This window comes from Ferviditalea candida (assembly GCF_035282765.1).
GTDB lineage: Bacteria > Bacillota > Bacilli > Paenibacillales > KCTC-25726 > Ferviditalea > Ferviditalea candida.
In genome coordinates, this window is sequence record NZ_JAYJLD010000003.1 from 1 (window position 1) to 18,919 (window position 18,919).

At 47.7% G+C, this 18,919-nt stretch carries 17 protein-coding genes and 1 pseudogene; 1 reads left to right on the forward strand and 17 read right to left on the reverse strand.

From position 1 onward, the window contains the following. Window positions 1-151 precede the first annotated feature (151 nt). The 16 genes and pseudogenes from VF724_RS02670 to VF724_RS02745 form a co-directional block, all read right to left on the reverse strand. Window positions 152-1,657, reverse strand: a complete 1,506-nt coding sequence (locus VF724_RS02670; RefSeq protein WP_371752673.1) for a xylulokinase — start codon at window positions 1,655-1,657, stop codon at window positions 152-154. A gap of 49 nt (window positions 1,658-1,706) precedes the next feature. Beyond that, window positions 1,707-2,440: pseudogene (locus VF724_RS02675) on the reverse strand (ATP-dependent 6-phosphofructokinase). Between the two features lie 146 nt (window positions 2,441-2,586). Next, window positions 2,587-3,564, reverse strand: a complete 978-nt coding sequence (locus VF724_RS02680) for a transketolase family protein (RefSeq protein WP_371752674.1) — start codon at window positions 3,562-3,564, stop codon at window positions 2,587-2,589. Window positions 3,565-3,566: 2 nt separating this feature from the next. Continuing rightward, on the reverse strand, window positions 3,567-4,442 hold the full coding sequence (locus VF724_RS02685; RefSeq protein ID WP_371752675.1) for a transketolase: 876 nt from the start codon (window positions 4,440-4,442) through the stop codon (window positions 3,567-3,569). A 40-nt stretch (window positions 4,443-4,482) separates the two neighbouring features. After that, a complete protein-coding gene (locus VF724_RS02690) occupies window positions 4,483-5,541 on the reverse strand; it encodes a zinc-dependent alcohol dehydrogenase (RefSeq protein ID WP_371752676.1) in 1,059 nt (352 codons plus the stop codon). Between the two features lie 19 nt (window positions 5,542-5,560). Beyond that, window positions 5,561-6,346, reverse strand: coding sequence for an SDR family oxidoreductase (locus VF724_RS02695; protein ID WP_371752677.1), 786 nt, complete (start codon window positions 6,344-6,346; stop codon window positions 5,561-5,563). 194 nt (window positions 6,347-6,540) lie between these two features. Then, window positions 6,541-7,464 carry an SDR family NAD(P)-dependent oxidoreductase gene (locus tag VF724_RS02700; protein ID WP_371752678.1) on the reverse strand — a complete coding sequence of 308 codons (924 nt, stop codon included), beginning with the start codon at window positions 7,462-7,464 and terminating at the stop codon, window positions 6,541-6,543. A gap of 101 nt (window positions 7,465-7,565) precedes the next feature. Beyond that, a complete protein-coding gene (locus VF724_RS02705; RefSeq protein ID WP_371752679.1) occupies window positions 7,566-8,792 on the reverse strand; it encodes a Rieske 2Fe-2S domain-containing protein in 1,227 nt (408 codons plus the stop codon). 43 nt (window positions 8,793-8,835) lie between these two features. After that, window positions 8,836-9,831: a branched-chain amino acid ABC transporter permease gene (locus VF724_RS02710; RefSeq protein WP_371752680.1), complete on the reverse strand. Its 996-nt coding sequence runs from the start codon at window positions 9,829-9,831 to the stop codon at window positions 8,836-8,838. Then, on the reverse strand, window positions 9,828-10,697 hold the full coding sequence (locus tag VF724_RS02715; RefSeq protein WP_371752681.1) for a branched-chain amino acid ABC transporter permease: 870 nt from the start codon (window positions 10,695-10,697) through the stop codon (window positions 9,828-9,830). The genes VF724_RS02710 and VF724_RS02715 overlap by 4 nt, the downstream gene beginning before the upstream one ends. A gap of 108 nt (window positions 10,698-10,805) precedes the next feature. Further along, entirely contained in the window at window positions 10,806-12,020 is a 1,215-nt protein-coding gene (locus tag VF724_RS02720) for an ABC transporter substrate-binding protein (RefSeq protein WP_371752682.1), read from the reverse strand. 165 nt (window positions 12,021-12,185) lie between these two features. After that, window positions 12,186-12,893, reverse strand: coding sequence for an ABC transporter ATP-binding protein (locus VF724_RS02725; protein WP_371752683.1), 708 nt, complete (start codon window positions 12,891-12,893; stop codon window positions 12,186-12,188). Further along, on the reverse strand, window positions 12,880-13,641 hold the full coding sequence (locus tag VF724_RS02730; protein WP_371752684.1) for an ABC transporter ATP-binding protein: 762 nt from the start codon (window positions 13,639-13,641) through the stop codon (window positions 12,880-12,882). Before VF724_RS02730 ends, VF724_RS02725 begins: the two co-directional genes overlap by 14 nt. Before the next feature lie 59 nt (window positions 13,642-13,700). Continuing rightward, window positions 13,701-14,483 carry a dioxygenase family protein gene (locus VF724_RS02735; protein ID WP_371752685.1) on the reverse strand — a complete coding sequence of 261 codons (783 nt, stop codon included), beginning with the start codon at window positions 14,481-14,483 and terminating at the stop codon, window positions 13,701-13,703. Window positions 14,484-14,520: 37 nt separating this feature from the next. Further along, window positions 14,521-14,757, reverse strand: coding sequence for a type II toxin-antitoxin system HicB family antitoxin (locus VF724_RS02740; RefSeq protein ID WP_371752686.1), 237 nt, complete (start codon window positions 14,755-14,757; stop codon window positions 14,521-14,523). Then, window positions 14,748-16,061, reverse strand: a complete 1,314-nt coding sequence (locus VF724_RS02745) for a Rieske 2Fe-2S domain-containing protein (RefSeq protein ID WP_371752687.1) — start codon at window positions 16,059-16,061, stop codon at window positions 14,748-14,750. Before VF724_RS02745 ends, VF724_RS02740 begins: the two co-directional genes overlap by 10 nt. 242 nt (window positions 16,062-16,303) lie before the next feature. Here VF724_RS02745 and VF724_RS02750 point away from each other — a divergent pair, with 242 nt between their 5' ends. Continuing rightward, window positions 16,304-17,899, forward strand: coding sequence for an AraC family transcriptional regulator (locus tag VF724_RS02750; RefSeq protein ID WP_371752688.1), 1,596 nt, complete (start codon window positions 16,304-16,306; stop codon window positions 17,897-17,899). 69 nt (window positions 17,900-17,968) lie between these two features. On the opposite strand, the gene VF724_RS02755 is transcribed toward VF724_RS02750, so the two are convergent. Further along, a complete protein-coding gene (locus VF724_RS02755; RefSeq protein ID WP_371752689.1) occupies window positions 17,969-18,916 on the reverse strand; it encodes an ABC transporter permease in 948 nt (315 codons plus the stop codon). Window positions 18,917-18,919 lie beyond the last annotated feature (3 nt).

Sequence of the window (18,919 nt, forward strand, 5' to 3'; positions counted from 1 at the left end):
TGCCGGATTTTCCCGAGCGTATTGCTTTTCGGTCCTCACCCTCTCGCCATCGATGATGGCATGGACAACAACCGCTGTAGACACTTGTTCGTTGGACATTTCACATTACCTTCTTTCCTAGTTTTTTTATTTCAATAAATGTGTGGGTTTTCTACTTATTCCATATTGCCGCTAATGCAGGGTATAGCTTGCGGTAGGCATCGTATTTTTCCTGATAATAGGAAGATTTGTCTGCAGAAGGTTGAAAGAGATCGTATGGTGTCATTTCAAGAAAGCGTTCAACGAGCTCGGGCAGCCGCTCCCCCCAGCCGACTTTGGCGAATCCCAGTAATGCAGCGCCAATCACCGGCAAATACGGAGATTGGATGGGGGATTTTACATTCACGTTCAGCATATCCGATAGCAATTGACACCATGCTTTGCTCTTCGCACCGCCTCCGGTTACGATGACTTCACGCGGTCTTTCGTGTTCGAGCTTCATCAAAACTTCCATAACCTGCCGGATAGACATCGCAACACCTTCGAGTGCGGCAGCCCCCAGATCTTCTTTGGTTGTCGAGGTTTTGATGCCCACATAGCATCCGCTTGCTTTCATATCCTGTACTGGGCAGCGTTCTCCGTTCAAGTAAGGCAAGAATAACAGCTGATTGGGTTTGGATAAGCCCTCAAGCAGCATCTGCTCAAATAACGCGTAATCCGGATCGGCATGCGTTTCAGCTGAGGCACCGAATACTTCTGCCGCCCATGAGAAGACGTTCCCTGCATTCAAAATCGGGGCGATTGACAGATAAAGATCAGGCTGATTAAACGCCAGAAAGAACATCCCCGTTTCGGTACTGCCGCATTTGTCCGACACTTTGGCAACCCATCCGGTCGTCCCCAAATAAATGGAAGTACGCTTTCCTGAATAGACTCCGGCTCCGAGCGCCGCCGCTCCGGCATCGCCAAGTCCGCATAAAACCGGTGTTCCTGCGGGAAGCCCGCTGACAGAAGCCACTTCTTCATGAATGAATCCCGCCGCTTCGCCTGCAGCAACAATTCCCGCAAACAAATTCTCGTTCAGCCCTATATCTTCAATCAGGTCAGCATCCCAATCATATGTCCGGATGTCCATGCAGCCTGCTGTGGAGGCAGAAGTCGGATCCGTGACGGTTTGTCGGGTCAATTTTGCAATGACATAGTCTTTGGCACTAATCAATACATGCTTGATCCGCTTAAAGCTTTCCGGTTCATGCTTCTTGAGCCATAGCAGCTTAGCCAGAGGCTGGGTCCCATTAAAGGGGTTTGCGGTAATCTCTTCGATCCGCTTGCGGCCCACGGTATTGATAATTTCTTTCGCTTCCTCTTCGGCCCTGCCGTCAGAATATAAGATTGCCGGACGTACAGGACAAAGACCGGAATCAAGAGCAATGAGATCCTGCATTTGTCCGCAGAAGCTTATCAGGCGAATATCGTTCATCCGAACACCGCTCGACAGCCATTGCTGTACAATCTGATAAACAGACTCCAGCCAATCATCAGGGTTTTGTTCAATTCTCCCATTCTTTTCGTTCACCTGAAGCGGAAGGGAAATTTCATGCTGAACGCTCAAGTCTTTGGATAGCAATATTCCTTTAACATTGGTTGTTCCGATATCGAAAGATGCAATATAAGACATGATCCCCCTCCATTCAGGCAATCCTTCGCATTTTCAGGAGGCACTTTCGTTAGCTTGACAAGCGCGTGATCAATTGATAAAGATCCATATCAAATGATTTTTTCGAAGCGACCACTTTCTCAATATCCGTTGCTGTCAGTTCCCCTGATTTGTTGACGCCGCATGCTTTTCCGGAATCGCCTTGCAACAGCCTTTCAACCGCAAAATCCCCTAAACGGCTTGCTAAAATCCGGTCATTATGCGTCGGTGAGCCTCCCCGTTGAATATGGCCCAAAACGGTTACCCGAACTTCCATTCCATTGCGCTCTTTGATTGCATTCGCAATGTGTTCCCCTTTGCTCGCGCCTTCCGCCACAATAATGATGCTGTGTCATTTATCCAACTCGGCGTTCTTGCTCATCCTCGATGCGATTTCATCAAGATCATATGGAATCTCGGGAACCAAAACCGCTTCCGCGCCGCTTGCCAATCCGGCATCCAGGGCAATATCCCCGCAGTGCCGGCCCATGACTTCGACCACGAAGGATCGCTGATGCGAATCCACAGTGTCCCTTAATTTATTCACGGCATCGACAACAATGCTAACCGCCGTATCAAAACCGATCGTCTTATCCGTAAACGCAATATCATTATCGATCGTTCCCGGCAAAGCCATCGTTTTGATGCCCAGCTCAATCAGTTTATTGGCCCCTTGATCAAGCCTTGAAAGCCCTGCTGTACGCCGTAAACCTCCAAGCCATGAAATATACTGCTGCGAACAACAGTACGAATAGCAGCATTCAAACTGCTATTTTGCTTACTGTCATTACCCGGTCCCCCTTTTTACGGATTCAACTGTTTCAACTATTTTTTTATTTGCAAAGTTGGGAGCTGACGATAGCATGTTTGGATGTTCACATTGGCAAATACAAAAGGGCGTAGTACCTCTTTTATTTCTTGGATAAAACCGTTCTTGCCGTTTCAGCGACCCCTTTAGGGGCCATGCCGTAATACTCATAGACTTCATTCGGTTCGCCGAGAATGGCAAACTTGTCGGGAAGTCCGATCCGTTTGAATTTGCATCCGATGCTGTTCTCCGCCAGAACCTCAGCCACGGCGGCGCCAAGCCCCCCGTTGATGCTGTGATCCTCGACCGTAATCACGCAGCCGGTTTCCTTGGCCGCGCTGATCACCGCTTCCGCATCAAACGGCTTGATCGTGTGCATATCGATGACTTTTGCCTGAATGCCCTCCTGCGCCAGCTCCTTGGCTGCCATAAGCGCCCAATATACGGCGCTGCCCGTGCCGATCAATGTCAAATCGCCGCCTTCTTTGATCGTGATCGCTTTGCCGATCTCGAACTCATAATTCTGATCGGCATAAACGTCCGGCTCGGCGCCTCTTGCAATGCGGATAATCATCGGACCCGGATACGTCATCGACTTCCTCACGATGCGCGCGCACTGATTCGCATCCGCAGGACAAATGACCGTAAGATTCGGAATGGCTCTGTAGAGCGCCAGGTCGGCAATGACATTGTGAGTCGGTCCACCGCCCGAGGTCACGCCTGCGTGTGTGCCGATCAAGCGGACAGGAACATCGTTATACGCAATATCCGCATGGATTTGGTCAGCGGCTCTCAGCGGCAAAAACGGTCCGAAAACTTGGGAAAAAACAACTCTCCCGGATAGTGCCAAGCCTGCCGACATACCGACTTGATTCGCTTCCGCGATCCCTACATTAAAGCAGCGATCCGGATATTTGGCCATAAATTTGCCTACGGTCGAGGACGGAGCGACATTATCGGAACAGACGAAAGCGAATTCCATTCCTTCATCGGCCATTTTCATCAACTCGGAGCCGTAAACTTCTCTCGCAGACGATAAGATCTGATCAAAATTCAAACTGACTTCAACCGGAGCCGCCATATTTATCTCACCCTCCTGTTATTTTCAATGGATTCAAGAGCTTCTTCCCATTTCGCTTTGTTCAGCGATCCGGCATGCCAAGCGACGACATTTTCCATGAAGGATACGCCTGCGCCTTTGGTCGTGTTGGAAATGATGCAGATCGGCCGCTTCGGAGTCACCGGATCAGCCGGCGGTAGCGAATCGAGTGCCGCGCATACTTCAACCATATCGTTGCCCTGGATTTCAATCACATCAAAGCCGAAAGCCCGCATTTTATCGTCCAGCGGATCGATCGAGATCGTTTCACTCGTCGTACCCGACATTTGCAAATCATTCTTATCCACGATAACGACCAGATTCCCCAATTTATAGTGGCCCGCGGCCATTAACGCTTCCCAGTTGGACCCTTCCTGCAGCTCGCCGTCGCCAACGATACAGAAGGTTCTCCAATTCGCCTTGGACATTCTTGCGCCCAGAGCCAATCCGGTTGCGAGAGACAAGCCATGTCCGAGCGATCCGGTTGAAGCTTCAATTGCGTCAACATATTTGCGGTTCGGATGCATGCTGAATACTGCCGTCTCCAGCGTTTCAAAATGGTCGACCAGGTAGTCCATTGTATACATGCCCAAATCGGCATAAATCGTGTAGAGCGTTTCGGCGCAGTGGCCTTTGCTCAGTATCAAGCGGTCTCTTTCTTCCCATTTCGGATTTTTCGGGTCATAATTCATATATTTGTAATAAAGAGCTACAGCCATATCCGTCAGCGACAATTCGCCGCCCAAATGCCCCGCGGTGCCGATTCTGTAGATAAAGGTGCAAAGATTTTTGCGAATCTCGACAGCCTTGTCCTCCAGTTTTTTCACCAATTCCATATCGATATTTTTCGTATCTATCATAGGAATCCTCCTCTTTCCTCATCTCAGCATCGTGTCCATCTTAATACTCAAGATCCTCGCTGCATTGTATCAATACCTTCGGATATTTTCCGCTCACGTGAGCCTCGAAGGCCTCTATGCCCTGATCCAACGGAAAAATCTTCTGCGTGAACGGCTTCAAATTGAGCTCGGTCAGAAGCTGCATGGCACGCGGGAACGCATACGGCGCAACAAAGGTGCCGGATATGGTCAGCTCATTCTCATAGCATTTGCGATATAAATTGAGCGGCATTTCGTAATCATTCGGGAACATCGCGATATACAGCACAGTGCCTCCCTTTGCGGCAATATCGAGCGCGGTGTTGGCGGCCTTTGGCGAGCCCGAGGCTTCGATGACGACGTCAAATCCCCGTCCCCCGGTGATTTTCTCCATTTCCTTGCGGACATCCTGCTGCATGGGGTCAATCACATGATCCGCGCCAAACTCCTTCGCCAAATCACGCCGATCTGCGATGGGCTCAATCAAGGTCAGCGATGTGGCTCCAAATTTTTTCATCAGCTGCAGCGTCAACTGTCCGATCGGACCACCCCCCGAAATCGCCGCCCTTTGGCCGACCTTCATGTTGGATTTGTCCACAATGCGCACGGCGATCGACACCGGTTCAAGCAGGCATGCTTCCTTCAGGCTGAGATTATCGGGAATTTTCAAAACCTGGGATTCGTGCCAAACAAGATACTCGGACATGCCAGGTCTGTTGTATTCATGCAAATTCTCGCAAAATTGCTCCTGGCCGTTCAGGCAGTAATAACAGGTTCCGCAGAACTTCAGAAAGTTTCCGGCCACCCTGTCGCCGATTTTCAAACCCTTCTTCGTAGCCTTCTCGCCCAATGCCACGATGGTGCCGGAAACTTCATGGCCTAATCCAAACGGAGGCTCCCAGCCGAAAATCCCTTCCACCAGATGCGGATCGGAGCCGCAGATGGAGCAATAGGCGACTTTGATTTTGATATCCTCGGGGCCCATCTCCTGCTCGGGCAAATCGATGACCGCAACACGCCCTCTAGTCGCCTCATTGGGATCTTTAAGACTGCCAATTTTTACGGCAGCGACCGTTTTCATAAAACTCAACACTCCCTTCTTATAATGTTGTCGTAAATCCTCCGTCAACGCTGATCGTCCACCCGTTGACATAATCGGAAGCGCTGCTCGCCAGGAACACCGCAGTTCCCAACAAATCATAAGAGACGCCCCACCGGCCGGCGGGGATCCGATTTGTGATTTTATCGTAAAGAGCTTTGTCGGAAGTGATTTCTTTGTTGACGTCGGTGTATAAGAAACCTGGAGCAAGAGCGTTCGTCTGAATGTTGTAATGACCGACTTCGTTGGCAAATACCCGGGTCACCCCCACGACGGCATGCTTGCTGGCCGTATAAGGAGGACACATCTTATCTGCGGTAAATGATAAAGCCGAAGCAATATTGATGATTTTGCCGGAGCCCTGCTTGACCATCTCCTTCACGACGCGATGACTCATGTAATAGACGGCATTCAGATTGATGTCGATGATTTTATCCCAGGCTTTATCCGGGTATTCGAGAAACTCTCCGAAAATGGCGGCGCCGGCGTTATTCACCAAAATATCGATTTTGCCATAGACTTCCATGCATTTGCGGACCACTTCATCAATGTAATCATTGTTGGTCAAATCGCCTTGCAGAAAGTGGACTTTTTGTCCGGTTTCTTCAATCAGCTGCTTGACTTCCGATACGTCATCGGTAAAGTGCGGGATGAACAGGTCTGCGCCGGCCTTGGCAAAGGCATAAGCGTATCCCATACCGAGGTTGGTATTGCCGCCGGTTACAATCGCAACCTTGCCCTTCAATGAAAACACGTCTAATGAAAAATCTCTGAGACCCTTGGACATGGATTTACCTCCTCTCAACTTGAACAAATATAGTGATTTGATTTAATCTTACTGAATCGCCCCATTGATTTGGTGTGTTTTTTTTAGAATTACGTGTGCTTTTTTATGTTTGTGGGAGCGCTAACATGTTATTTTTTACTGATAGAAGAGGATGTTCTGATAGCCTCTGAACAATGTTCTGTTGGCAGAATAAATCAGCTCGTCCATTGTCCAATATTCTTTGCCGGGCTTGCAGATAGACTTGGAGATGGAAACTGGTGCATTCCGATCTCATTTCCGGCAAGGGTAAAGACTGTGCCTGTAACATCTTTTGCATGATCGGAGGCAAGGTAGAGTATAAACGGGCAAACAGCCTCGGGATCGGGCGTTGCGTCAGCTTTTGGGAATGCTCTCTGTCCGGGGATCATTCTCTCATCACCGAGGATGCTGAAAGCTCCTTCATAGGCGGCTCTTGTTCTCGCCCATGGGCCAAATGCGTTTACGGTGATACCCTGATGGAAGAACTCACAGGCAGCCCCCTGTGTAAGACCAACGACACCGGCATTGGCGGTGCTGTATTCCGTGTGTTTGATGATATCGCCCATAAATGCTTTTGAGGTGCTGTTGATGATACGTCCGTAGTGCTGCTTTAACATATACGGCAGTACGCACCTCATGACATTGAAATAGCCCTTCGGCTTGATGTTATTGATGCGGTCATACTGCTGTTCGGTCATTTTCTCCATCGGGCCGCCGCCGAAGCCGCCGGCAACGTTTACGAGGATATGGATAGTACCATAGGTTTCTATAATCTTATCGACCATCTTTTCGACTTCGTCCATCTTGCTGATATCGCAGTAGATCGGCAGTGCCTCACCGCCCATATCTCGTATGGTCTTCGCAGTGGATTCCGCATCACCGGTCAGTCGGGCAGTAATGTCGTCAAACTCCTTTTTCTTCTCGGGAGAAAGGGCATTGTATTCTGCCTCGGTCATTGTGAGAAATCTGGTGCTGCCGGGTTTACGGTTGTTTGTAACAACCTTTGCTCCCTCAGCTGCGAAAGCGAGTGCAATCGCTCGTCCAACGCCCTGGCCGGAGCCGGTTACGAGTACAACTTTGTCTTTGAACATGTTTCCCATTAGTATAAATATCCCCTTTCAAGTGATGAAAGCGGGTTGGCTTTGTTTAAAACCCAACCCGCAACGATTGCAATCCCTCTAGCTGTAAAGGTAAAAACTCTTTATTTCATTGCTATTTCTTTAAATTTATCTCGCCAATCGGTATTTTTGGGCACATAAAAGGTATTGGTTTTGATCTTTGAGTAGTCAATCTTTATATTCAGCGCAAAAGGCGGCAAGCCGTTTTTAAAATCCTCAAGAGATTTCAAAAACATGCGGCGCATGCGGGCAATCGCGATATCCGTCGAACCCAGGAACTCTTTTGTCCGGTCGGCTATCGGGCCCATGCTCTCCTCAACGATAAAATCTTCGATAGGAATGCCCTGGACACCGGAAAAGTGCCCCTGCTTCATCAATTCCCGATCCTGAAGCCAACGGTTTTCGAAGGTTCCTTTCGGATTGTAAAAATTATTCGGATCGGGTCCAATCATCGATTCAAAGAATTGAATCTTGTCTTCGGAAAGCGGTTGCTCTGAATCAAAAGAGATATACCACTGTCCCACATTGTAATCATCAATCGGTGTAGAAATGGTACACACCGCATGCGTGCCCGGTTGTGGAATAAAGCTGTACCACGGCGCAACATATTCTGTGACGCGCACATACTCCGAACCGTCCTTCATCCTCCGCAACGCTGCCGCACGGAGTCCATACGGCTGGGGATCGATATCGTAGCGCGGTGCGATATCTTCGAATTCATCCCCCTCCGACAAAAGTCCGATATGCGATTTGTGCAGGACTCCTACATGAGCCGTATCAACCGTTGCTTCAAGGCCCTGCAGCCAGTTCACTTGAACATAGGCCACCCACGCCCGCACATGAGTATCAGGCATGGTATTGAATTTAAGCATCGGGAATTCAGGGACTTCTCCTTCGCCCAGCCACACCCAGACCATTGTGCCTGCTTCCTTTACCGGATAGCTCTTTAAAGGAACTTTCTTCGCAAAAGCTTCCCGGCGGTCTTTAGGCTCGGTCGGCACATCCACCGTCTTGCCATTGTTGCCGAATTTCCAGCCGTGGAATATGCACGTCAAAGCGCAATCTTCATTACGGGCAAGCAGCAAGGAAGCGCCGCGATGGGGGCATCCTTCGTCAAAAATGGCAGCTTTCCCATCGGTGCCGCGAAATGCAACGAAATTCTGCCCGAATAAGCGCACGCGAACCGGATCGCCGTCTGCCACAAGCGCTTCCGAACGCAAGGCAGGCAGCCAGTATTGGCGAAGCATCTTGCCCATCGGGGCATCCCCTTCCACTCTTGTCAACAGTTCATTTTGCTCCTTGGTCAGCATACGATAACCTCCACCATGTTTATAATTTTTAACTTGTATAAGATCAAGTTTCTTCCTCAATCACATCCGTTGTTCTCAATAATCCTGACTTCCTTGCGGCCGTCCGCTCACGGTCTGGAAATGCCCGATTCCACAGCCTGATCAGAATATGGCCTATCCCTCCCCGATTCAGGAAAACCAGAACAAGGAAGAACACCCCCATGATCACCGGCCAACGTTCCGTATACGAACTGATATAACTCTGCAGGACGACAAATACTGCAGCTCCTATCGGAGGCCCGATCAACGTCCCGGATCCCCCGATAATGACCATTATCAATACTTGGCCCGACAACATCCAACTGATGCTTTCCGGACTTGCAAATCGATTGGAGAACGCATACAATGCACCGGCAAACCCGGCCATCATGCCCGTCATCGTGAAGGCAAGCACCCGATAATACAGCGTATTATAGCCCAGCGCCTTCATCCTCGATTGGTTCTCTTTAACGCCAATGACAATTCTTCCTGTCGGAGAGTCAATAAAATATTTCAGGAAGATAAAGCACAAGATGAAGGCGATCGCCGTCAAATAATAGCGCCCGACAGGACTCACAATGGGGCCGAAACCCAGATCGGGATTCACATTGATCGCCATCCCATCCGCTCCGCCAAAACTTTTTAATTTGAAGAAAAATACATAAAGCAGCTGGTTAAAGGCAAGGGTCAGCATGAAAAAGTAAGAGCCGGGCACACGCACAAACAGCAGTCCGGTTACCCATGCAAGCAAGCCCGTAATCACGATGGCAGCCAAGATAAGCACGTAAGTATTGGTGATGTACTTGCCCAATATCGCGACGACATACAGACCTGTGCCAAAAAACGAAGCGTGACCAAATGAAGTCAGCCCGGCATATCCCATCAACAGCCCCAAACTGAGCGCAAAGATCGACATGATGAACAATTCGCCGCCAAGCCTGATGCCATAGGTTGAAAGGATACTGGGAAGCAGTAAAATGACGATTGCCGCTGCAATCGAAAGCACCTTGTTTTTATTCACGCTCCCACTTCCTTTCCAAACAATCCGGTTGGTTTAACAAGGAGCACGACGATCATGAAGAGGAATACGAGCGCCATTGAAATGGAAGGGAAATACATCTGTCCAAATGTATTGATCATTCCCACGAGAAGTGCGGCGATAAATGTTCCTTTCCAGGTCCCCAGTCCGCCGATTACGACAATAACCAAAGAGATGATCAACACCTCCGCATCCATCCCGCTATAGATGCTTAATATCGGCCCTCCCAGCACACCGGCGGCACCGGCAAGAACCGCACCAAACACAAATACGCCGGCAAATACGACTTTGACGTTGATCCCCAACGCACTAAGCATGACGCGATCGTCAACGCCTGCACGAATGATGGCGCCGGTTTTGGTGTGATTTTCCATAAACCAAAGAATGAAAGCCAAGATGATGCCGACAAAAATAACAAACAGCCGATAGGCAGGGAACATCACCTCCCCCATATTGATGGTGGAATTGAGAGCAGACGGTGCTCCAAGGGTTAATGAATCCGCTCCCCAAATCCCCTTCATCACATCGGCAGCGATAAACATGAGTCCAAAAGTCACAAGCACTTCCCGATCATGCGAACCGTACACAAATGCAAGCATCAACCGCTCAATGACCAGACCAATCGCTGCAATCACAATCACAGAGAGCACCAATGCTGTCCAAAATCCATAATGCCGGCTCATAAAGGAATAGGCAATGTAAGCGCCAAGCGCGAAAAAAGTACCGTGAGTCAAGTTCACAACATTCATTAAGCCAAAAATAATCGACATGCCCGAGGCAAAGATAAATAAAAGCATACCGTAGGCTAAACCTGTCAGGATCAGAAGCAATATTGAAGATATGTCCAAGCTATTTCCCCCGTTCCTCCCACATCGATGCGGAGAAAAAACTTAAAGTTCTGCAGGCACCCCTCCACAGGATATGATAGGGCACCTGCAAACCAAATTTTGGGTATCTTAGGGTTTTTCCGGCATTTTTACTTCTTTTTGCGTTTTTACGAGATCATAGTTAACTTTTTCTCCTTGGAGTTTAAATTGCAGCAAATAAAAATCGATAACCTGGTTGTGCGTATTTGGATCCATCACGTGATTGCCTCGCGGACTGGCAATCGATACGTTCATCAATTTTTTGATCAAATCCTCAGGCTTCGTGCTCCCTGCCTCCTCGATCGATTTCCCTATGATTTGTGCTGATTCATAACCCAGCTCCATAAAGTTGGCTGGCGCCTCGTTGTACTGCTCCTGATAAGCCTTAACGAAGCTTTTGTTGGCCTCGTTGTCGATTTGGCTGTAATAGCTTGTGAAAGCATATTCATTGTCAAGCGCATTCTTAATCTCAGGCGATGTAATTTGATCATCCGCCACTTGTGAAACTAATGGAATCTTCCCCTTCAGGCCGAATGAAGCATACTGCAGTGCAAAACGCACACCATCGCTGCCACCGAATGCGCTGTATACAACATCCGGCTTATAATTCGTAATTTCCGTGATGTATGTAGCGAAATCACTTGCCCCGAGCGGTGGGTACGCCATCTTTAAATCCGTGCCCCCCGCTGCCTTGAAGGCCTTTTCAAAAGCATCCGCTTGCTCATGTCCGGCTGGATAGTCGTTCATAAGAACATATGCTTTCTTGGCTATGTTTTGTGCAATTAGAGTTCCTGCAGCGTCACCGTATTGATAATTTGAAAACGATGCCCTATAAATATAGTCGCTTTTTTTACTCCATGACATCTCATTAGACCCTGCATTTACAATAATGAAAGGAATCTTGTTTTGGTTGACGGCGTCTGAAATCGCACTCACAACTGTGGTGGAAATCCCGCCGAGAAGCACATCGATATGATCGCTGTCCACCAATTTGTTAAACTTTCGCAAAGCGACCTGAGGGTTATTCTCGTCATCCTCATAAACCGTTTCTACGTTACGGTTGTTGATCTTATTGCCATTCATTTTCAAATAGAGCTCGATCCCCTTTTTAATCCCTTCGCCACCCGAGGAAAATGGCCCGCTCATCGAAACAAGCACACCAATTTTGATCGGTTTGTTACTATCGGCTCCCGATGAATTTCCTGAATTGCTTCCGCATGCCGTCACAAAAACGAGCAGCAGGGATAGAAACAATAGTGCAGCGGCATTGCGATGTTTTTGATAGAATTCTTTAACTTGGCTCATTATTTTTCCTCCTAATGTTTAAGATATATATTTTAGAGATTTACAACCTGCCCAACACCAACAATTCCGGACTTTATCCATGACTTCATCCATCAAGCATTCGATGAATATCGCTATCAATCATCCTGCTCTCACCTCGCTTTAATCAGGATTTTGGGCACTTTCCTACACACCCAAGTGGAGATGCTGCATTTCTTTGTCTTCGATCAATTCTTTAGGATCACCATGCCATACGATTTGACCTCTATTCATAATCAAGACTTCATCAGCAATGCTGCACGCCAAATGAAAATTTTGCTCCACGATTAAAATAGAAAGTCCGGAGTTTTTTAAATCACGGATAATTTCACCGACGGACTCTACAATGGATGGGGCTAAACCTTCTGAGGGTTCATCCATCAAAAGCAGCAGCGGGTTGGTCATCAATGCCCGGCCAATAGCCAGCATTTGCTGCTGTCCGCCGGACAATTGGTTACCCATGTTCTTCTCTCTTTCTTTCAAAATCGGGAAAAGCTGATACACCTTTTCCAAATCCCATACCGGAAATTGCTTCTGAGTCTGCCTTCTCATGGCCAACGTAAGATTTTCCCGTATTGTCAAGGAAGGAAATATCCGTCTGCCCTGCGGCACAAGTCCAATTCCTTCTTTGGCGATTCGGTGAGGGGAGGCATGAGCAATTTCTTTACCATAGAACTTGACAGTGCTTCCTCTGCTAGGCGGGGTAATTCCTGCAATAGAATGAATCGTCGTCGTCTTTCCCACTCCATTGCGACCTAGTAGAGCCACACATTTGCCTTCCTCGATCGAAAAAGAAACTCCCTGGAGAACATGGCTATTTCCGTAGTAGGTATGTAAATTATCAATCTGCAGCACTTTTCAATGTCCCCCCTCGGAAATAAATTTCTTGAACCATGCTGTTGTTCCGGATTTCATCCGGTTTTCCAGTCAATATCAATTCACCATGATGCATAACCGAAATGCGGTCGGCAATCGAAAAAACAACGTCCATATCATGTTCAATGACGACCATTGTCATGGAGCGCGGAAGGTTTTGGATGAGTTGAGTGGCATGCTTCGATTCTGCAGGGGACATTCCCGATGTCGGTTCATCCAACAAAAGAATTTTGGGATTGGAAGCAAGTGCAAGCGCGACTTCAAGCACTCTTTGCTCTCCGTACGATAATTCGTTCACTGCACGATGTCTTTGGTTCCATAAATCCCAATGGGTGAGCAGCTCTTCCTTTTGTTCTTGAAGCTCCGTATAGCTTGATAACAGTTTAATCATTTTATTTCGATAAGATTTTCCGGCTGTAAGCGCTAACAAAATATTTTGCTCCAAGCTTAAATTCCAAAACAAATTGTTTTTCTGAAACGTTCTTGCCATCCCCAGCTTCACACGTTCATTCGCCTCAAGCGATGTAATATCCCGTTGTTTTAAATAAATCCTCCCGCTTGTTATTGGCAGAAATCCTGTAATGCAGTTAAAGAGAGTCGTTTTTCCCGCTCCATTGGGGCCAATAATGACATGACGCTCACTTTCTTGAATTTCTAAAGACACATCCTGAAGAACTTGCAAGGCCTTAAACGACTTGCCAAGTTTCTCGGTTCTTAGAATAGGCATCTTACCCCTCCGTTTTCACTGGGAATTTCCCCTCGAACCTTCATGACGATTTTGCGTGATTATCCAAATTGCCACACACTTTGACTCAGGTTGCCCCATCTATAACTGCGATGCAATAAGGTTGCTTTCTTTACATCATCAGCAGCTCCCATCGCGTAAAAGAGCGGTATAAAATGCTCGTTGCCGTATACGGGTACCGCAAGTTGCACCGATGGCGCCAAACGCTCATAATTGAATAGCGAATCCACATCCCAATTTTTCAAGTGATGCGCGAGCCAATCATCGAACTCAAGAGCCCATTCATCAGCCTGGCCCGTTTTTTCATGTCTTTTCAAAGCACGCCCATTATGAACCGTAACCCCGCTCCCGATAATGAAAATGTCGTTTGTCCGCAGCGCCGAAAGAGCTTTTCCGATTGCATATTGTTCTTTGGGGGCAAGCTGAGGATTCACTGACATTGAAATGACGGGAATATCCGCATTCGGATACAGCAACCGCAGGATCACCCAAGCCCCATGGTCCAAACCGCGTGTTGTTTCAACTTCATAACTCACCCCATATTTGTCAAGCAATCCCTCAATCTCTTGGGCAATAGGTATATCCCCTTTTGCCGGGTACCGGATTTGATACATTTCATCCGGAAATCCGTAAAAATCATAAATCACGGGATACTCCAGAACTTCACTCACTTGTTGGAGGTTTGACTCCCAGTGAGCGGAGAATAGAATAATGGCTTTCGGACGCGGCAATGTTTGAGACAACTGCTGCAGAAATTGTGTGTACTCATTGACCTCGATCGACATGCGCGGAGTACTGTGCGAGATGAAGAATGAAGGGATCACCGCAATATGCCTCCTTAATTTTTTAAGATTCCGAATTTTATGATCGCAGCGGCGGCCGTGGAACGGGAAGCTGTTCACCGCGGGACACCCGCGTGTGGATATACTCGATGCGTGCCTCTTCGGCTTTTTCAATCACTTCCATCGTAGAAATCGCTTCGACGGCACAGCCTGGAAGCTCGGGATATTCGGCATGGCGAACCCATATTCCGTCCGGCCGCTTAACTGACCAGATCTCCAATATGTACGGAACTGCCAAGTAATCTTCTAATCGCATCGACTTTCCTCCGACAACACTCCCGATTTTTCACGAAGGTCCTTCGTCGCCGCGATCCAATCGGCTCCTTCCGGTAGAATTATTCCTCCCGAACGGGAGCGGTATACTTCAGGATTGTCTACTCCGGGCGGGATAACCTGCTTTTCGGCAAGTGCCCGTGCGGCCGCAATCAGCCGTCGGCGTACGCGGATCACCATAACATCCGAAACTGCCAGATGCTCCTGTGTGCGGTCGTAGATGGCTCCCATGCTTTCCTGCATAGCCCGATCCTGTATAGGCAGATATTCAATGCCGGTATAGTCATAGTTTCGCTGCCGCTCACGATCGATTCCATAATCATTGGCGGCATTATAGACCGAACGGAAGCGCCCGAACCAATCTGTCGTATTCGGCAGCAAGGGGGCCGCAATGGGCGGGTATTTGTCCGAAGTGCCTTGAATTGGCAAGCGCACGGTTCCGTCCTTTGGCTTCTTGACGATGATGTAGGCCATCGTATGGTAATCGTCCATAGGCACCCAAAAGTTGGTGATCAGACTTTTTCCCAAGACCCCCTCCGGTGTCTGCGTGATAAATGGGAACATGAAGTTTGCGATCCGCCAATACTGATAACCCGGTTGGGCAGGGCGGTATGCGCCGTACATCACGCCGTACTCCGTATCCACCACGGAATACCGCGGCGCACGATCCTTTACCGAGTAATGCAAAAACGTGCCTTCTTCAACTTCCTCAGGGAAAATACCTCCGAAATGCAGGTACCCTGCGTGGCTCGTATCGATTTCTCCCTCGATCGATTGCAGCCAATTGGATTCACACAGGCTTGGGAAGATTTCATATTCGTCCTCGGGCAGTTGATTCACCTCAATGTCCGACAACGGCGGCGGTGTCTTCCTTGGTCCCATATACGTCCAGACGATGCCTCCACGTTCTACGCAAGGATAGGTCAGCGCCTTCAATTTTTGCTTGAAATCGCTCTCATCCGGCTCATTCGGCATGTCAACACAATTGCCATCAACATCAAATTTCCACCCATGGTACACACATCGCAGGCCGCATTCCTCGTTCCGTCCAAAGAACAGGCTCGCCCCGCGGTGCGGACAGTGATTTTGGATTAAACCGACTTTGCCTGTACTATCACGAAATCCGATCAGTTTCTCACCGAGCAGCATCACCCGTACAGGATCGCAATCAGGCTTTGGCAATTCGGACGACAACATTGCCGGAACCCAATAATGACGCATCAGATTCCCCATCGGTGTCCCAGGGCCGACTCGGGTTATCAGTTCATTATCTTCTTTACTTAACATATAAAACTCCCTCCAACTTAATTTTTCTTCGTAAATCTCGCAAAAATTATATTAGGAAATTGTTACTTATTTACTGATTTTTCTTAATAATTATAATCTTTAGTCATATTGCTTGGGTGTGTTTTTTTTAGAATTACGTGTGCTTTTTTATGTTTGTGGCAGCGCTGTCTTGATTGACAGTCTTCCAAGGCCTATCTATAATTGGCTTACACAAGAATGAATTTTGAACTGGAGGGAGAAGCATGTCCTCATCCATCATCTTGTATGCGGAAACTGATATCGCGAAGCGAGTTCGAGATTTTTCCGACACAAATGAAAGCGATTTCAAAGTTGTTGCCATTGCCGCTTCCTATGATGATTGCATCGAAAAAGCGCTCGACTGCAGCGCCGATATCATTCTTTTTCAGATGACCCATCCCGTTTACAAAATTCAAAACTTCTTTTATGAGCTGGAGACCTATGACATCTCCCCGACTCTGATTATCTTCAATATCGTTACAGACAATGAATGCGTCTACTCCATGACGTCGCATCAAAATACTTTGTACATGGAACGGCTAAAGCGTTTTTTCACACGCTCGCTCGGCCCCGAATTCCGCTGCCATTTCAACTATATCGGGGAAGAGCAAGAATCGAATCTGATCATGGAATCGAGGATCAAAAAGCTTGAAAAGACGGAATATTTGAATGACATTCTGCGGGGCGTCACCTACAGGGAGTTTTTGTATTACAAAAAAAAGGTTGGCCTCAAGCTGAACCATTCCGGTTATTACGTGTATTTGTGGAATTTGACGGATATTGAATACTCCGACCACGATTTGAACAAAAACATCTATTACTTCGTCGGCGAGGAATTCTTGAAGGAATGCCAAGAGATCGTGGACATGTACAAAGGTGGCGAGGCTTTCTTCATCAGTCCGCTTCGGGTTTGCATCATTATCAACGATTTCGACTCGAACAGTGAAGCAAAAAAGCAGCAAACGCTTCAAGAAATGATCAACAAGCTGAACAACGTCACCAATTGCAAGACGGCATTCAACTATATGAGCGGCTATATTAAAAATATCGAGGATATCCGCGATGCCTACGAGTCCTTCGACAGGTTGAAAATTTACAACTTTTTCTGCCGCGACGCCAGATTGCTTACCCAACAATACATTAATTCCATCCGAAAAGAAGTCAACTATCATTATATCGATGATATTCTGAGAGAAATCCGGGAAATCATCAATTATGACATCTTTGATCCCAAACTGAACGAGCTCGTCAAAAAGCTGTTTTTGGATATCATCAAACCGAGTCTCAGCTACAATCTCTATTACTACTGCTACACCGCTTTAATCTCGACGCTCATGGACAAATACAACGGACAATACAACAAAAAAGCGATGGACAACAATTCGCCCACCCAGCTTTATTATTCTTCGATCGAGCAAAAATACCATGAGTTTATGGAATCCGTTCATCTGCTGAAAGCGCTGCTGTCCATTAAAAATACGATCAAGAACACCATCGTGCTGAAAACGATCGAATTTATCCATGAGAATTACTCGGAAGATATCACGGTTAATTTGATAGCGTCGGAATTGAATGTAAGCAATTCTTATTTAAGCCAGGTCTTTAAAAAAGAATTGGGCGTGACCATTATCCATTACATCATTACCTACAGAATTCAAAAAGCGAAGGAGCTGATTTCGTCCAGCGACGAATTAATCAGCAATGTGGCCAGCAAGGTCGGTTACTTTGACGTCAAGCATTTCTCAAAAACCTTCAAAAAAATAACAGGTCATACTCCAATGCAGTATAAAAAGCAAAATCAAAAAGCGGGATATGTTTAAAAACAAAATGCCCTACTTTTCAAAACAAAGTGAGGGCATTTTTAAAATGGCCGGAACCGCGGATTTCATTCAGGCAAGGCTGTGCGCAGCGCGTACTTTCCGCGCATAGTAATCCCATCCGATGACCAATACCAACAGCACTCCTTTAATGAGCGTTTGGTGGAACGGAGAAACATTGAGCAAGGACAGCGAATTGTCAAGAATTGAAAAAATAAACAATCCGATTACAGTTCGAGTGACGCCGCCTTCTCCGCCGGCCAAGCTCGTTCCTCCGATGACAACGCTGGAGACGATGGACAACGCCGCCGTGCTCCCGGCAATGGGAGAGGCCGAGTTTTGCATGCCTGTCAGCAGAATCCCGCCAATCGCCGAAGCAACCGCGGCAATGACAAATACGCTGATTTTGTAAAAATTCACGGAAATTCCGGTCAGCGCGGCCACTTTCTCATCGCCGCCGACTGCATAAACATTGCGCCCGAATTTCGTTTTGCGAAGCGTATAATCGGTGACGACAAACAAGATAACCGCCAACCAAATTTGGTTCGGGACTGCAAGCGTCACCCCGTTGCCCAACCAATTCAGAAACGGATCCTGTGACAAAATCGGTTGACCGTCCGCTACATGCAGCGCAAGTCCGTTATAGAAGAACATGACGCTCAAGGTGACGACAAATGAATTCAACCGGATCTTGCTCACCAAAAAACCCGAGATCATGCCGATGATAACGCCGACGAGCAGAATCGCCGCAATCGCGGCCGCCACACCGGTATACGGAATCAACCTCACCAACAACACCCCTGTAAAAGCCATGACGGCCCCGACAGACAGATCCAGCTCGCGCGCCAAAATCACAAATGTCATGCCAAACGCCATAATCGCATAAATGCTTGCATACGTGACCAAATTAATCAAGTTTTGCAAAGTAAAGAAATACGGGACAAAAATCGCTGCGGTAACAAACATGGCAATTAGAATAAGCAGCACCTTGGACCGATAAATATTTTTCAGGATTGTCATCGT

Bases quoted from the DNA above. Each gene is read 5' to 3' on its own strand.
- VF724_RS02670 (WP_371752673.1), bottom strand. From the start codon at position 1,657: ATGTCTTATATTGCATCTTTCGATATCGGAACAACCAATGTTAAAGGA.
- VF724_RS02680 (WP_371752674.1), bottom strand. From the start codon at position 3,564: ATGGCGGCTCCGGTTGAAGTCAGTTTGAATTTTGATCAGATCTTATCG.
- VF724_RS02685 (WP_371752675.1), bottom strand. From the start codon at position 4,442: ATGATAGATACGAAAAATATCGATATGGAATTGGTGAAAAAACTGGAG.
- VF724_RS02690 (WP_371752676.1), bottom strand. From the start codon at position 5,541: ATGAAAACGGTCGCTGCCGTAAAAATTGGCAGTCTTAAAGATCCCAAT.
- VF724_RS02695 (WP_371752677.1), bottom strand. From the start codon at position 6,346: ATGTCCAAGGGTCTCAGAGATTTTTCATTAGACGTGTTTTCATTGAAG.
- VF724_RS02700 (WP_371752678.1), bottom strand. From the start codon at position 7,464: ATGGGAAACATGTTCAAAGACAAAGTTGTACTCGTAACCGGCTCCGGC.
- VF724_RS02705 (WP_371752679.1), bottom strand. From the start codon at position 8,792: ATGCTGACCAAGGAGCAAAATGAACTGTTGACAAGAGTGGAAGGGGAT.
- VF724_RS02720 (WP_371752682.1), bottom strand. From the start codon at position 12,020: ATGAGCCAAGTTAAAGAATTCTATCAAAAACATCGCAATGCCGCTGCA.
- VF724_RS02730 (WP_371752684.1), bottom strand. From the start codon at position 13,641: ATGCCTATTCTAAGAACCGAGAAACTTGGCAAGTCGTTTAAGGCCTTG.
- VF724_RS02740 (WP_371752686.1), bottom strand. From the start codon at position 14,757: ATGCGATTAGAAGATTACTTGGCAGTTCCGTACATATTGGAGATCTGG.
- VF724_RS02745 (WP_371752687.1), bottom strand. From the start codon at position 16,061: ATGTTAAGTAAAGAAGATAATGAACTGATAACCCGAGTCGGCCCTGGG.
- VF724_RS02750 (WP_371752688.1), top strand. From the start codon at position 16,304: ATGTCCTCATCCATCATCTTGTATGCGGAAACTGATATCGCGAAGCGA.
- VF724_RS02755 (WP_371752689.1), bottom strand. From the start codon at position 18,916: ATGACAATCCTGAAAAATATTTATCGGTCCAAGGTGCTGCTTATTCTA.